Here is a 16,447-nt window from a genome sequence, read left to right on the forward strand (position 1 = left end):
TTCCTGAAGGGGAATACGTTTTTTTATCAGCAGAATGTCGCAAACAGGTGACCAAGGTCAGGTTGTTCTGCTTAACCAAAAATTGGCAGTCATTCTCAAAAAGAGGAATGACTACCAATTTCATGTTAATACTCGCAAACGAGTCGACTAATAAGAAAATCGTTAGACTTGGTGCAAGAATAATAACTTGGTTTCAAAATCATGTGCTGGTGGGTCTAGTGACAAGCCGATTTGGTTTAGTTCTTGGCCGGACCATTGGCCCCCGGTGCTTAACTGATAATGCGCAGTTTCGTTGAGATAATGCAACGGTAACTGGGTGGGGACTTTTACCGCTGAACTTAAACCCGCGGTGTAGAAACAAACCGCATGTTTTTGATCAGCTGTTACTAACAACCAAGCTTGTTCAGTCGTTGTGGGTCGTTGTGTTGCCAGCCGGTAAAAGTTAGCGGTTTTAAACAACGGTTGCCAAGTTTGATACGTTTTAAGCCGTTTTTTAATGGCGGCCTGATTCGTGGCCGATAAGGTGTTTAAATCCAATTCGAAGCCTAGTTGGCCGATTGTTGCTAAATCCAAACGTGTTTTTAATGGTGTGGACCGACCGTTTTGGGCATTGGGGCTAGCGGCGACGTGAGAGCTAAACACCGCTTGAGGAAATTGATAACTGAAACCTTTGATAATGGTGGCTCGATCAACCGGGTCGGTTAAGTCACTCAGCCATGTTTGATCAGTGTAAGCTAACATCCCAAAGTCTAAACGCCCACCGCCTGCGGAACAATTTTCGATAATTAAGGCCGGAAAACGGGCGCGCAATTGACCTAATAGATCATATAATCCCAAGACGTAACGGTAATAAAGTTCATCTTGTTGGTCACTAGGGAGGCAATCATTGCCCACCTGGGTTAGATGCCGATTCATATCCCATTTCAGGTAATCCAAATGATTAGTGGTAATTAGTGTGGTCAATGTTGTTAAGAGATGTTGACGGACAACAGTTCGCGATAGATCCAAAACTAACTGATGACGTGCAGTAATGGGCGCACGTTGTTGGTAGTGGAGGGCCCAATCAGGATGTTGCTGGTAGAGCTGGCTAGTCATCGTAATCATTTCCGGTTCAACCCATAAACCAAATTTTAAGCCAGCTTGATGAGCTTGCTCAGCTAATGGCCGTAACCCTTGTGGAAATTTTTGTGAATCTACCACCCAATCGCCCAATTGACCGTGTTCACTATTGCGATTAACGAACCAGCCATCGTCTAAGACCACCATGGTTAGGCCTAATTTTTGTGCCGTCTGAATCAAAGGCTGCATTTTAGTAGCTGAGACCGCAAAACCCAGGGTTTCCCAAGTGTTCAGGGCAATTGGCTTGTGGTTTGTAGTGGGCTGTAGTTGGTTAGCAAAAGCATGCAATGATTGCGACAAACCGTTAAAGCCTTGATCAGACCAACTTAAAAGTGCCTCTGGTGTTTGAAAAGTAGCGCCAGCGACTAACTTCCAAGTGAAAGTCGTGGGCTCTAAACCAATCGTTAAGCGGGTTTGTTGATATTGATCAACTTCCACGGTGTGTTGAAAATTACCACTCCAGACGAGCGCACTCCCCAAGACTTCGCCAGTAAATTCGGTTGTCTGAGGGCGAGCTAACGCCACAAATGGTTGGTGTTGTGGTCCACTAGTACCGCGTAAGCTCCGCTGACTTTGCAACCCAGGATGCAATGGGGTGAAGGTGGCTTGAGCTTCATGCGCGTGAGTGCCACTAAAGGTTAGCGCTTTATAATTTGCATCCGCTAAGTCCAATTGTAGACTAGCCGCAGCGTCGACCATCAGTGTGGTCGAACCCGCATTGATTAGGGTCGTACTACGTAAAATTAAAGCCGAATCTTCAAAAATTGTATAATTTAAATCCAGCTTTAACTGGGTGACAGCATCGCTTAAATGTAAAATCAACGTGGTCACTGCTGTGCCGGCCTTAACGGTTGGAGGCAACTGCTGTGGGTTTAAGGGCTGTTGCGTGACTGTCATGCCAGTGTAAGTTAGGAGCGGCAATAGTTGATTAGCTGTGTCTTTAATCAAGTAACTTGGTTGCCGATAATCTCCGCTGCCAATCGTGGCATATTCTAGCGGAAGCGACGTGATGGCATATGGAAAAGTTGCGGTGGGGTCAGTGGCAAAGGCATGGGCGCCAGTTGGCAAGCCCGGTTCTCCGCAATAGTTTGGCAAATAACGCCCAAAATAGCGATGCACCGGATACCGATTGTCGAGTAACTGAATAATATAACTGATCTGATGATTATAGAGTTGAATCAGACCACTCGCTTTATCGAATTTAACAGGCATTTTAAAGGCTCCAATCAGGTTTAAATGGCTGCAGCGACGCCACTAGTTGCCGGTTGCGTCAAGGCGACTAACTGGTTACCCGCTGTCACTTGGTCAACTTTTAAGCGTTCAACATTGGCGTAGGCCGGTGTATTAGTAATGACCAGCATTACGGTGGGGTCATAGTGTGCCGCGGTTAAGGCAGCAATGTCAAAGGTTCCCAATAGCTCACCTGCTTGGACGTGGTCGCCTTTTTGGACCTTGGTCGTAAAGTGTTCGCCGTTTAAGTTAACGGTATCAATACCAAGATGAATCAGAATTTCAGCGCCAGCATCTGTCTTAATACCATAAGCGTGGTGACTATCGTAGGTAACCGTGACGGTACCACTAGCTGGTGCTAAAACTTGGTCGCTGATGGGAATAATGGCCGCCCCTTGCCCCATAATTTCAGCGGAAAAGACTTGGTCATGAACTTGGCGGAGACTTTCGTTGGTCCCACTGACGGGGGCAACTAAGACTTCATCAGCAACGACACTAGCGACGGGAGCAGCAACAGGTGTGGTTGCTTGAATATCGGTATCATCACCTAAAGTTTGTTTAGCATAGATGAAGGTCGGAATGAAAGCCACAATAAAGGCGATTAAAGCACTTAATAAGAAGGCCGGAATTGAACGTGATGCAATCGAAATGAAGCCAATGACGGAAGCTGGTCCCATGGCGACGGCTAAAACGTGAAACAGGCCTAGAAAAATACAAGCAATCCCAGAGGCAATCGCCCCAAAGATAAAGGGATATTTCATTTTTAAGTTGACCCCGAAAATGGCAGGTTCAGTAATTCCCAGCAACGCTGATAGTCCAGCAGATGAAGTCAATGCTTTTTGTTTTTGACTCTTAGTTGCAAAGAAAATTGCTAAGGTTGCGGCCCCTTGGGCAATGTTAGCCATGGAAGCGACCGGGAAGATAAATGAGCCACCAGTTTTACTAATATTAGCTAATAACTGAGTTTCAATCGCCGGGAATGTTTGATGTAGCCCGGTAATAACGATGGCTGAGTAGAGGAGCCCGAAAATACCCATCCCAATCCAGCCGGTGGTGTTGTAAAGGCCAACTAGCCCGTTGGTTAAAGCATCACTAACTGTCCGTAAAACTGGACCAACAATGGTAAAGGTTAGAAAACCGGTAATTACAATAGCAAACATCGGTGTAAACGTAAAGTCGAAGGCGCCTTTAATATGCTTATGGAAGAATTTTTCAAGCGTGGCTAGGATGAAGGCAACGGCTAGTACGGGTAAGACTTGGCCTTGATACCCAGCTTGGGCAACGTTTAAGCCAAAGATATTCCAGTAAGTCATTTTGCCGGCTGCCGTAACGGCGGCTACATTATTGCCGTTAACGAGGTCGGGTAAGACCATAATCATGCCCATGGCAGCCCCTAAGAAGGGATTACCACCGAAGCGTTTCGTAGCTGAGAAACCTAATAAGATTGGTAAGAAGGTGAAAGGAGCAGCTGCCATGGCGTTAATCATTTCGGCAATGCCTTTGAGTCCGGGATAAACTTCAACCACAGATTTGGCCATGAATAGATTTTCGGCCGTTAACACATTATTTAAAGCCATTAATAGACCACCAGCAACTAAGGCTGGAATAATTGGAATAAAAATATCAGATAGCACTTTCAAAAAGTCCATTAAGGGGTTTTTCTTTTGACCAGCACTGGCGACGGCTTTAATGTCATCAGGGGTGGCTTCTTTAAGTCCAGTTCTTTCAATTAAAGCATCGTACACGTGATCAACATCGCCAGGTCCAATAATAATCTGGTATTGTCCGTTGGTTTCGAAAGTTCCCTTAACATCGGGATCGTCATCCAACGCTTTTTGATTGATTTTGCTTTCATCTTTAATGACTAACCGTAGCCGAGTTGCACAATGGGCAGCGGCTTGAAGATTATTAGTACCGATCGCAGCTAAAACACGATCAGCGACTGCTTGATGGTTCATTAGGACCACTCCTTTTAGGTTGATAAATTAGTTTTGCAAGCGCTTTACACAATCCAATAATAACAAGTTATCAAAATATGTCAAGCGTTTAACATAAAATAATTTAGCAAGGTGTTCTTTATTAAAAAGCCAATTTCATAAAAAATAACACATAATTAAGCAAAATGTGATAAACGTTTGACATATCGTTGTAAGCGGTTTTATAATAGGCTTAACTTAAATTAGTCCATCGAAGGAGTTAACAATCATGGAATGGAATCGGCAAACAAGGTATACCCCTTATCAACAGTGGCCACAGTCGCGGTTAACGGCTTTAAAAGCGCAAGCCAAAGGGTCCAAGTGGCGGATGCAGCACCATATTCAACCTGCCAGTGGCTTGTTAAACGATCCAAATGGGTTTTCTTATTTTAACCAGCAGTGGCATTTGTTTTACCAGGTTTTTCCATATGGGCCGGTACATGGTCTGAAAGCTTGGCAACATGTGACTTCTAAAAATTTAATTGATTGGCATGATGAGGGCCTAGCGATTCAGCCGGATACCCGTTACGATTCCCACGGTGCCTATACAGGGACGGCGTTACCGATTGGCGACCGGTTGTTTATAATGTATACCGGCAATGTTCGTGATGAAGCTTGGCAGCGGCAAGCTTATCAGTTGGGCGCTTGGATGGGGCCAGATAATCACATTGAAAAGCTGGCAGCGCCGTTAATTGACGCCGCACCTACAGGTTACACGACTTCGTTTCGTGATCCGTACTTATTACACCATGACGGGCACTATCAAGCCATTATTGGTGGTCAGACGACTGCAGAAGTTGGGGCGGCCTTAGTTTATGACTCACCCGATCTACAACACTGGCAATTCAAAGGTGAACTCAACTTGCCAGCAGCGTTGCGTGGTTATATGGTGGAATGTCCTAATTTAGTCTTTATTGGCGGTCAACCCGTTTTCTTGTTTTGTCCACAGGGGTTACCGCAAACGACCCTAGCTTATCAAAATATCTATCCTAATGTTTATATCGTCGGGCAAACCTATGATTGGTCACAGGCCACTTTGACGGCACCCACCGGGCCAACGCAATTGGATGCTGGGTTTGATGTCTATGCGACGCAAGCCTTTAATGCGCCTGATGGCCGTGCCTTAGCGGTGAGTTGGATTGGTTTACCAGAAGTCGCTTACCCGACGGATGCTGAGAATTGGGCGCACTGTTTAAGTGTGGTGAAGACGTTAACGTTAAAAGATAATCACCTCTATCAAAATCCAGTTGCCGAAGTAACGCAATTAAGAACGCAGTCCCATGATTTAGTGACTGAAGTAACGCAATTGAACGGCGCCTTTGAAGTGGAACTCACTGTTCCGGCCGCAACCGTTGCGACGGTCACGATTAAGACGGGGATTGGCACCGGGCACTTAACCGTAACCCTCGATGCCCGCCGTGGTCAGGTTACTGTTGATCGAAGTGCCACAGGCCACCCCTTTGCGGAAAAGTATGGTCAGGTGCGAACGGCGCAAGTGACAGCTGGTACTGCGATAAAAATGCGGCTAATCGTAGATGTGTCAGTCTTTGAATGCTATATTAATGAGGGCTATACCGTTTTAACGGGCCGCTTCTTTTTAGATGCAGCGCCAACCACGGTTCAATTAGCCGGTTCACCGACCACTGGGACCGTCTGGGAATGGCGTAAATAAGTGAGTACTGGAGTCAAACTATGAAACCAAAATTAAATGATGTGGCAAAGTTAGCTGGTGTTTCGGTCACGACGGTGTCGCGCGTGATTAACAATCATGGTTATCTGAGTCAAAAAACAAAAACCGCGGTTATGGCGGCGATGCGCGAGTTACATTATCAGCCGAATAATATGGCCCGTTCGTTACAAGGTAAAAATACCCAATTAGTGGGAGTGATTTTTTCAGATATTAGCAACCCATTTTTTGCTGAACTGGTTTCTCGGATTGAAAAGCTATTATTTGCTAAAAACTATAAAGTCATTTTATGTAACAGTGCCGATGATCCCCAAAAAGAGCGCGATTATTTACAAATGTTAATGGCCAATCAAGTTGATGGCATTATTGCCGGGGCACATAATTTAGGGTTGGAAGAATATCAACAGTACGGCTTACCGATTATTTCGTTTGACCGTTATTTGTCAGCCAATATTCCAATTGTGAGCTCGGATAATTTTAATGGCGGTTACTTAGCTGCGCAAGCTTTACGGCAAGCGGGGGCAACGAAATTAGCGATTTTTACGGGTAAAAACCAAGCTGGTTCCCCAACTAATGGGCGCCGGGAAGGTTTTACAGCCTATTTAAAGCAACAGCAATTGACGCCCCATGTTCATGAGTTACCCTTTGAATTGTCACCAGCATTAAAAATGATGCAAATTCGGACTATTTTGGAAAACAATGATTATGATGGGGTCTTTTGTAGTGATGATTTGACAGCGTTGCTCACGATAAATGTGGCCCGACAAATTCCGATTGATGTTCCCAATGAATTAAGGGTGGTGGGGTATGATGGGACCGCCTTGATGCGCAACTATCAACCCCAATTGACCACGATTGAACAACCCTTGGCCGATATTAGCACGTTGTTGGTGTCATTATTATTACAACGCATTGTCGATGCGAATTGTGAGTTAGAAGCGAAATACACGTTACCAGTAAAGTTAGTTAAAGGCACTACAGCTTAAAAGTAAGAAAGGCGGTTTGAAGATGCAGACGGCAGCAATTAAATGGTGGCAAAAAGCCGTAGTTTACCAAGTTTATCCACGGAGTTTTCAGGATACAAATCAGGATGGTATTGGCGACTTACCCGGTGTCACCGCTCATTTAGATTATTTGAAAAAATTAGGGGTCGATGTGATCTGGTTGAATCCAATCTATCGGTCGCCTAATGACGATAATGGCTATGATATTAGTGATTATCAAAAGATTGCGTCAGAATTTGGCACGATGGCCGATTTTGAGACCTTGTTAGCCGCTGCCCATCAGCGGGGCCTCAAAATTATTATGGATCTAGTGGTTAACCATACGTCAGATGAACATCCCTGGTTTCGCCAGAGTCGCTCAAGTACGACTAATGCGTATCGCGATTTTTACTTTTGGCGTGCTGGCAATGGTGAAGCCGCCCCTAATAACTGGGATTCGGCTTTTGGTGGTTCGGCTTGGCAGTATGATCAGCACACTGACGCCTTCTATCTGCATACTTTTTCAACCAAACAGCCTGATTTGAATTGGGAAAATCCGACCGTGCGTCAAGCTATTTATCAGATGATGACGTGGTGGCTGGAGAAGGGCGTTGATGGCTTTCGCATGGATGTTATTAATCAGATTTCCAAGCGGCCAGGCCTGCCAGATGGGCCTTTGAAACCGAATAGTGTCTTTGGCGATTCCCAGTTAGCCAATGGTCCGCGGGTGCATGAGTTTTTGCAAGAAATGCATCAGCAGGTGTTGACCAAGTTCGATGTGATGACTGTTGGTGAAACTCATGGGGTGACGCCGGCGGATGCCCTTAAATATGCGGGTCAAGACCGGCACGAATTGGATATGGTTTTTGAATTTGACCACCTTAAACTAGATAATAGTCAGGCTGGTTACGGCAAGTGGAGTACCCGTAAAACACCGCTGGTGGCCCTAAAAGCAGTCATTGAAAAATGGCAAATTGGGCTAAACGGTCAGGCTTGGAATAGTTTGTTTTGGAATAACCATGATACCCCCCGCGTGGTCTCGCGGTTTGGCAATGATACGCCACAGTATCGTGAACGATCGGCCAAAATGTTAGCGACCTGTTTGCATTTGTTACAGGGGACTCCGTATATTTATCAAGGGGAGGAACTTGGAATGACGAATGCGCATTTTGACCACCTCAGTCAGTATCGAGATATTGAAACGTTGCATGCGTATCGTGATTTAGTCACGACCAACCATCAATTGACGAAACCAGATATGTTAGCGCGTATCGCAGCGAAGTCACGTGATAATTCACGAACTCCGATGCAATGGAATGCCCATGAAAATGCGGGCTTTAGTACTGGCAAACCGTGGATTGAGGTCAACACTAATTATCCGACGGTGAATGCGGCCGCAGCATTAGCTGACCCTGATTCAGTCTGGTATTATTATCAAAAATTAATTGCGTTACGCCATGACTACCCGTTGGTTACCTTGGGGACCTTTACCTTATTGTTGCCAACGGATCCAGCAGTATTCATGTATCAACGACACTATCAATCGCAAACTTGGTTAGTCGTTTGCAACTTTACCGCTGAGCAAGTCACCCGTGCGTTAACGCCATATTTGACAGCACAAGCGCGGTTAATGATTGGCAACTATGCGGATGATCAGGGCGATGTATTGCGGCCTTATGAAGCTAAAGTCTACGCTGTTTAATGTCGTCAATTGAGCATAAATCCAAAAAAAATTGCGTCAAGAATTCATAAAATTCTTGACGCAATTTTTTTAATTATTTCTCAATGACAATCCGGCCATCATGGGTTCCCGCTAATAATGCTTGGCCTTGAGTGAAGCCGGCTAACGTGAATGGTAAATGGGTTCCAATGGTGGTCCGTAATTGGTCGGTACTGAGTAATTTAAATAACATTTGCAATGCGGCCTGATCAGAAATGACATTGGTTGCGTGAATGGATTGGAAGTGAATGGACTTGCTACTAGCTGGCAAGCGGTTAGCGACTGAAACAATCGTTGCGTCGAATTTAGCCATTGCCAAATCGGTCTTACCATCAATTCCATTGAGCGTGACGTTGATAATCACATCCCCTCGGTCAGCTAAGACATGGGCGGGATTTTGATGATCATAAGCCACGAACTGGTCTAAACCTAAGGCCGTTAGTTCATCCGCATGGCGCTGACTTGCAATGGCAATCACGTGAGCGCCTAAGCGCTGGGCCAATTGGACGACCAACATGCCGACACCACCAGCCGCGCCTTTGACAATCACCGTCTGGCCGGCCTGAACATCAGCGAAATAACGCACGGTTTTGTAGGCAGTAATACCCGGCGTAATCAGGCTAGCTGCCATCGCTGCTGTTAGATTATCTGGAACTGTGACCACGGTATCAGCGTCCACACAGACTTGTTCAGCGTAGGCATGCTCTGTGTGTGCCGCCACCCGGGTCTGTAACGGCACGTCTGTCACGGCGGCCCCCACTTTGATGACACGACCAACCACATCGTGGCCGGGAATGAGTGGCAGTGGTGTGTCCGGATTAGTCCCCCGATGGTCAAGACGATCACTATCATTTAAATTTACCGCTAGCGTTTCAATCACCAGCTGATTCGCGGTTGGTTCTAAAGCTGGCTGTTCGATTGCTTCAAAAATGGCAGGTCCCCCAAATTTGCGATAACCATATGCAAGCATCGTTTTCCCCCTCCTAGGCAAAAAAGTTCTTTAAGCCAATTGTAGCGGGGGACTAGGGTAAATCACAAGCTACAACCATCAGATTAGGGGCTTTGTTTGGTGACTAACTTAGTAAGCGCAACGGCTTGCTTATTCACTCGGTAACTGCTTTTTAGGCTGACGCTTGAGCCCCCAACCAGTGAAGCCGCTGAGAATGGAGAAGAGTGGTGACAATAAGCTGAAGAAACAAAATGGGAGGTAAGCTAGCGTGCTCACGCCTAATGTATTGGCGGCAAAGGCTCCCGCAACACCCCAAGGAATGAGGTAGTTAATGACGGTACCGCCATCTTCTAGGACCCGACTTAAGGCAAGATTAGCTAAGCCGCGGTCATTAAAAGTCTTTTTGAAAGCTTTTCCCGGCAGAATAACGGAGAGGTACTGTTCGCCAACAAAGAGATTGACGCCGATTCCTGCTAAAATCGCGGCGGTGACTGTGGCACCAGTGCCGTGGAGTCGCTTAGCGAGGGGCACCATCGCAGTTTGCACGAGGTTGAACTTCATGAGCAAGCCGCCTAACGCTAGGGTTAACAATATTAACGAGACGGTGCCCATCATTGCACTGATACCGCCCCGGGATAGCAATTGATCGACACTCGCATTGCCGGTTTTGGCCACAAACCCCGTTTCAATCATGCCAGCAACTTTGCTTAATGGCGTGTGCGGCTGTTCAATAAATAACATCACGATGGCTAGGCCGATATTCAATAAGAGCGTCGGAATGGCAGGAATTTTGCGCAATGCACAGCCTAACATGAGTAACAGCGGTAATCCGGCCCACCAACTAATGGTGAAATTCTGATTTAGCACGGCCAAGGTTGTTTGGATTTTTCCCAACTGGCTACCTGTGGCGGCCCCTAAGCCGAGAACGGTGTATAGGCCAAGTGAAACGACGAAAGCGGGAATCGTGGACCACATTAAGTTTCGAATATGGTTAAAGAGGTCACTTTCAGCGATGGCGGCAGCTAAGTTCGTTGAATCAGATAGTGGTGACGTCTTATCTCCAAAAATAGCACCTGAAATGATGGCACCGGCAATTAAGGCCGGGTTAATCCCCATAGTGGTCCCAATCCCGAATAGCGCAATCCCAATCGTCGAAATAATGGTAAAAGCACTCCCGATTGAAGTTCCGATAATAGCACAAACTAAGAAGACTGAGGGGACGAACCATTGTGCGGAAATCAGATGAAAGCCGAAGACCATCATGGATGGAATAATACCGGCCGCAATCCAAACACTGATTAAGGCACCAATCAACAGAAAGATAAAGATTGGAATGATACCAGTGGTAATGCCATCTACAATGCCGGCATGAATCTCTTCCCAGGTTGCCCCGCGAGTTTTGGCCCAGAGAATTAGTAATGCGATAACTAAAATGACGGGGGTCTGTGGAGAAAGCCCGAATTTGATGACGCCTAGCCCCATAATCGTTAACATGAGTAATAAAATAAGTAGCGCGGCGGGTAAACGAACCGGCCGCCAATGAGAATTAGGTTGCATGGTCAACACTCCTTTTTTTTAACAAAAAAATCGTCCCCGTTGCAGTTAATGCAACAGGGACGATTGATTAGACCGTGGTACCACCCAGCTTGAAGTCACTTTAAGTCACTTCCACTCACTAGAAGGTAACGGTTCTAGTTATTATCCGCCGGGTGATCCCGGACATTTTACCGTATTTCAGCATCATTAACCTGATCGGTTCGCAGCAACCACCGACTTCCTGACCCACAGTTAAGATGTTACTTGAAAGTAAAATTAACGTTCATTATTAAGTTAAAGGCGATATTAGCATGTTGTAACCAGAACGTCAAGTGCGACAGCTAACAGGTTAGCCTTGATCCGCATTAAACGTTTGTTCCACGATATCCATGACTTCTTTGAACAAGCCAATTGGAAATTGGTGGGAGCGGCGAATTAAGTTGATATGCACGCTAGGAATTTGAACGTCGTTAATTGGTAATTTAACTAAGCCATCAATGGGCGCCGTGGTGATATCTGAAACAAAGCCTAACACCTTGTTTTCACGGACTAGACCGCTGATTAAGTTACTATTATCCGATTCAAATAAAACTTGTGGTTCGATTGATAACTGTTCTGTCAATTGATGAAAGACGAGTTTGTTTAAATAAGTGGCATTCAAAATCACGAACGGGTACTGTAAAGCATCCTTGAAAGTCGGATGTTCCAATTGGGCAAAGGGGTGATCAGGATGACTTAAAATTTTAAATTCGAATGGTCGCAAAGGCGTCACCGCCAAGCGTTCATCAAGTGTTTGGTCGAGATTCCCACTAATGGCTAAGTCAAGCTGACCAGCTAAAACTTGTTTGACTAATTGGTTAGCACCCATTTCAACAGTGTGAACGCTATTTAATAGGTCTTTTTCGATGATTGGTCTGGTTAAGGCTGGTAAGTAGTGTTCACCAATCGCTGGTTCAACACCGAGCCGCAACGTATGCTGACGCAAGTGACTGATGGATTCATTCACGTGTTGCCAGTTAGAGGTAATATCATTAGCTGCTAATAAGAGTTGCTGACCGCTAGGCGTTAAGACCAAGGCTTTTGTCTTGGCCTGGCGAAAAAAGAGTGTCACTTGAAAATGACGTTCAAGGCGTTTGATGGCTTGAGAAATTGTGGGCTGACTGACATGAAAGTCGGCAGCTGTTTGGGTGTAGCTCTGGGTACTAATCAAACGCTGAAAGTAATACAGATCCTTAATGTTCATGAAAATGTAGCCTCCATAAGAATTGTTAGTAACGAGTCTTAAAAGAATCGCTCTGGGCTAGCTTAAGTTTGTGTTATTTAAACATGATTATAAAAAAAACTTATTGATTAAGGGGGTGTTCAATGACCCGCCCTTGATGTTTGGGTTATCAGTTGACCAGTTAATCATACCACGATTATTGCTTGAATAGGCCAATTATGTTACTGAATATTTAATTTAGGGTAATTAATCATATAATGGTTGAATACTTAAATTTATAATTAATTTTAATAGTGTTTCGCCGGCAATACTGATACCTGAAAACGCTGATGAGTGATGGCTTTCAGCGATTCTGCTGATTAAACGAAGTTGTACAGTTTAACTGGGACCGCATAAAACAGGCGCTCATCAGAACACTATATAATAGTTATAATTAATATTAGAAATTATGCTGAAAAATAAATTTAGTTTATAACCCGTTTGTCGTCGCCAATGATGATGAGTTAACGGTCAAGAGCCAAAAAGATAACTTATAAGCATTGCTTATTGGTTAAAGCGGTGTCATATTTAAATTTAACCAGCCAATTTGCTAGCTGAAAAGGGGTTAAAGTTAGTACTGGCAATGGGTTGCTTAGTTTTGGCTAATTTTAAGATAAATAAGGTTAACCCCCTGAAACTATAACTGATGTTAATGAGTCGGTTCGGCTGGCTGAGTAGTTGGGCCCGTCCAGATTAAGTTAAGTAAAACTAACATAAGTATGGCGTATCGGTTAAAGGGGTGTGCTAATTTAGTTGGCAGGACTGGCTAACAAGCGATTCAATATAAGTTATTATAATACTAAACATGTTTTCAATGAGATAAATGGTGTTAAAACAACTAGTTTGTTAATTAAGTATAAAATATTATTATAAACAAACCAAATTAAATATAATTTTTTGATGGTGACAGTAACTAATTTAGCTATAAAAAAACTGCGACGCAAATTGGTCGCAGTTTTTTTAATTTTGATGGCAGGGTCCTTAACGCCGATCTTGATGTGATCGGTTCGTGGGTCTTATTCGAACGGGTTGAGCAGCGGGGACGCGGTTCCCGGCGACAACACCAGCAACGGCTGCGAGCCCGGCAGCTGCTAATAAACCAGCTAATAGCATGTGCAAGACCTCCTTTTCGTTAAAGCACTAGTAACGTTTTGATTACTTGCAGTCTAGGCGAGTTGGCGGTGAAATGCAATTAATAAGCTGGTAAATTAACGAACTTTTGCATAAGTTGCAATTTTCTTAAGTAATTGTTGATTATGGTTGATTCTAGCAAAGGCGGCGGCGTCATTTAAGAGTAGTGCGGTCTTGGTTGAATCTGAGCTTAATTGAGCCTGTAAAAATTTAATACGCGCAACATAAAAAGTGACATGAAATTGGGCACAAATTTTAATGGCGTAGGTGAGGAGCTTTTCACTCTGGTCGGTTTCACCTAATTCGGCGTAAAAGGCACCCGTGTGAAAGGCTAAGTTAATGACCCGCCAGACGCTGGCTGTTGTTGTTAAAGCGAGATTTGGTAGGGCATGCCGGACCTTTTCAAAGTAATACTGGGCTTTATTTAATTCATGATTATATTGATAAGCAATCCCACTGCCGCAATAAGCAAGCTGGGTATAAATGAGGGCGTGTTGTTCATCCAAATCGGTGATGATCTGGTCAAAGTTAAAGAGGACATCACTGATTGGATGATGATTAAGAGCGGCGACGTAGCCGTTTAAATAGTAATATTGTAGCTTGGTTTCTTGATCGTGGCGAGGGACGTCGGCAACTTTTTTGAGCCGCGTTTCGGCGTCGGCGTAGTCACTAGTAATTAAGTCAAATTCAACTTTTTCGAGTTCCGTTAAGACGGCCGCATCTGCGACCCGTTCAGTTGGGAAAACGTCTTCTAATTGTAATTGCAGCCGTTGACAAAGTTGTGCGACAATCCGAATTGCTGGGGCCTTGCCGTTATTTTCAAATTTACTTAAGGTGGCTTGGGTACAGATTCCCGCAGATAAGGCTTTTTGCGACAAGCCTAAAGCTTTCCGCCGGGCAATAAATAATTCAATGTTCATTCTTATGGACCCCCTTAAAGGTTATCGCATTAACTTTATCAGAATTAACGATGAACAACAAGGCTAACATCGCGTGTGACAAGCTTTGGCTGGAACCGGTCAGTAAAAAAGCACCCTATAGTCATTAAACAAATTGTCTAATGATTAGGGGGTGCTTCAGTGCGACCTGATTCAGTTATTTAGCCATGTAAGCGGACTTGAAATTATAGTTAATGCCCGCGGTATTGTAAATTAACCCCTTCAGTTTTGGATTAACCATTTGCGCGATGACGTTTTGCGAAAGTGGGGCGACCCCTTGGTCAGTGCCCATAATCTTTTCGGCTTTGGCTAAGGCTGCCCAACGTGTTTTGCTGTTGGTCGTATTAGCGGCGGTCGTAATGGCGGCATCGTAATCTGAGTTGGTCCATTTACCGAAGTTATAATCGTTCGTCGAGGTCATGATACCTAAATCTGAGATTGGATCAGAGAAATCAGCTTGCCATGCGGATAGTACCAACTGGAAGTTCCCGGCAGTTTCCCGAGCAATTCGCGTCTTATAAGGCACGGTGATACTCGTGATCTTTAGACCCGGTAATTCTTTTTCTAATTGGCCTTGAACATATTCCGATAGAGCTTTCATCTGATCAGTATCATCATGCGTTAAAGTCAATGTTAAGCTCTTTTTGCCAACTGCAGCCAAGCCTTCACGCCAGAGCTTTTTGGCCTTGGCATTGTCTTGGGTCACAGAACTGTTAACGGTGTTTTCCGTAGCAAAATCTTTGCCAGTGGTTGGATCTTTCGCTAAGCCGGCGGTCACGAAGCCCTTTGGTGTGACCGAACCGTCACCTAAAACGTTATTGACGAGTTGCTTCCGGTTGAGCGTTAAGGACATCGCTTGTCGTAACTTCGTATTAGCTAAGGCCTTAACCTTCTTTTGATTGAACTCCAAGTAATTCAGGCGCGAAGATTTGCGAATAACTAATTTATTATTATTCTTTTCGTTTTTAACTTGTTGCCCAGATAGGGTTGCCATATCCAGCTTACCGCTTTGGAATAAGTTAAAGGCGGTCGTGGTTGATTTGATGACTTGATCATGAATCTTGGTTAGATGGACATTCTTTTTGTCCCAGTATTGATTGTTTTTAACTAAGGTCCAAGTCGCGTTGGTTCCTTCCCAACCAGTCATTTTAAACGGCCCATCGTAGACCATTTTACTAGAACTGGTCCCGTAACCTTTGCCATATTTTTTAACGGCATTTTCGTTTTGCGGGAAGAAGACGTCAAAGCCCATCAACAACTTGAAATACTCGATGGGTTTTTCCAACGTGACGGTTAACTGGTACTTCCCATTGGCTTTAATCCCTAAAGTTGACGGCTTGGCTTTGCCGCTGGTGATTTTGTCGGCGTTTTTAATGCCAGAGTAGAGGTAAGCGTATTGTGAAGCCGTCTTAGGGTCGACACTCCGGCGCCAGCCATAGACGAAGTCTTGCGCCGTGACTGGGTCGCCGTTACTCCAATGGGCATTTTTACGTAACGTAAAAGTATAAGTTAATTTATCTTTAGAAAGCTTGGTCCCCGTCGCAATTCCGGGCGTGATTTTACTATCATTGCCAATACGATAAAGGCCTTCTTGCGAGTTACTAATCATGGTACCACTAATGACATCGACTGCTAGTGATGGATCTAGTGTGGATAAATCTTGGCCATTTTCGGACCAATTTAAAACTTGTGAACTGGCTAGTTTGCCAGTTGACTGACTGCTACTGGATGAGTTGGTTTTACCGCAACCGGCTAATAATAGCCCGATGGTGGCAGTGGCGGCAAGTGCCGCGGTGATTTTTTGCCATTTCATGAGTGGTGACCCCCTAGTTCCTTTTATGATATAAGAATGAGAATACATTAAAAACTGATTAAAATCAACTTAAATTTAAAATTATTTTTAAGCGGTCACCAAAA

The 16,447-nt window shown here is 44.6% G+C and carries 11 protein-coding genes; 3 read left to right on the forward strand and 8 right to left on the reverse strand.

The genetic code is table 11. The features are described from left to right. Positions 1 to 162: 162 nt before the first annotated feature. A complete protein-coding gene (locus C5Z26_RS08850) occupies positions 163 to 2,331 on the reverse strand; it encodes an alpha-galactosidase (RefSeq protein ID WP_105449601.1) in 2,169 nt (722 codons plus the stop codon). 20 nt (positions 2,332 to 2,351) lie between these two features. Further along, positions 2,352 to 4,307 (reverse strand): sucrose-specific PTS transporter subunit IIBC, encoded by a 1,956-nt coding sequence (locus C5Z26_RS08855; RefSeq protein ID WP_105449602.1) that lies wholly within the window; start codon positions 4,305 to 4,307, stop codon positions 2,352 to 2,354. Between the two features lie 247 nt (positions 4,308 to 4,554). Here C5Z26_RS08855 and C5Z26_RS08860 point away from each other — a divergent pair, with 247 nt between their 5' ends. The 3 genes from C5Z26_RS08860 to C5Z26_RS08870 are packed head-to-tail and all read left to right on the forward strand — an operon-like array spanning position 4,555 to position 8,697. Continuing rightward, positions 4,555 to 5,997, forward strand: a complete 1,443-nt coding sequence (locus C5Z26_RS08860; RefSeq protein WP_105449603.1) for a sucrose-6-phosphate hydrolase — start codon at positions 4,555 to 4,557, stop codon at positions 5,995 to 5,997. A gap of 20 nt (positions 5,998 to 6,017) precedes the next feature. Next, on the forward strand, positions 6,018 to 6,998 hold the full coding sequence (locus C5Z26_RS08865) for a LacI family DNA-binding transcriptional regulator (protein ID WP_105449604.1): 981 nt from the start codon (positions 6,018 to 6,020) through the stop codon (positions 6,996 to 6,998). Between the two features lie 22 nt (positions 6,999 to 7,020). Beyond that, positions 7,021 to 8,697, forward strand: coding sequence for a glycoside hydrolase family 13 protein (locus C5Z26_RS08870; RefSeq protein WP_105449605.1), 1,677 nt, complete (start codon positions 7,021 to 7,023; stop codon positions 8,695 to 8,697). Positions 8,698 to 8,770: 73 nt separating this feature from the next. Here the strand turns inward: C5Z26_RS08870 and C5Z26_RS08875 are convergent, their stop codons facing one another. The 6 genes from C5Z26_RS08875 to C5Z26_RS08895 form a co-directional block, all read right to left on the reverse strand. After that, a complete protein-coding gene (locus C5Z26_RS08875) occupies positions 8,771 to 9,685 on the reverse strand; it encodes an NADP-dependent oxidoreductase (RefSeq protein WP_105449606.1) in 915 nt (304 codons plus the stop codon). Positions 9,686 to 9,814: 129 nt separating this feature from the next. Beyond that, complete coding sequence (gene nhaC / locus C5Z26_RS08880) at positions 9,815 to 11,221, reverse strand: Na+/H+ antiporter NhaC (protein ID WP_105449607.1); 1,407 nt, start codon at positions 11,219 to 11,221, stop codon at positions 9,815 to 9,817. Between the two features lie 328 nt (positions 11,222 to 11,549). Beyond that, positions 11,550 to 12,443 carry a LysR family transcriptional regulator gene (locus tag C5Z26_RS08885; RefSeq protein ID WP_105449608.1) on the reverse strand — a complete coding sequence of 298 codons (894 nt, stop codon included), beginning with the start codon at positions 12,441 to 12,443 and terminating at the stop codon, positions 11,550 to 11,552. A 999-nt stretch (positions 12,444 to 13,442) separates the two neighbouring features. After that, entirely contained in the window at positions 13,443 to 13,574 is a 132-nt protein-coding gene (locus tag C5Z26_RS12745) for a hypothetical protein (protein WP_255414755.1), read from the reverse strand. A gap of 95 nt (positions 13,575 to 13,669) precedes the next feature. Next, positions 13,670 to 14,512, reverse strand: coding sequence for a helix-turn-helix domain-containing protein (locus C5Z26_RS08890; RefSeq protein ID WP_105449609.1), 843 nt, complete (start codon positions 14,510 to 14,512; stop codon positions 13,670 to 13,672). A gap of 175 nt (positions 14,513 to 14,687) precedes the next feature. Further along, the gene (locus C5Z26_RS08895; protein ID WP_105449610.1) at positions 14,688 to 16,343 is read right to left on the reverse strand and encodes a peptide ABC transporter substrate-binding protein; all 1,656 of its coding nucleotides are present in this window, start codon (positions 16,341 to 16,343) and stop codon (positions 14,688 to 14,690) included. Between the last annotated feature and the right edge of the window lie 104 nt (positions 16,344 to 16,447).

Source organism: Lactobacillus sp. CBA3606, assembly GCF_002970935.1.
Classification (GTDB): Bacteria; Bacillota; Bacilli; order Lactobacillales; family Lactobacillaceae; genus Lactiplantibacillus.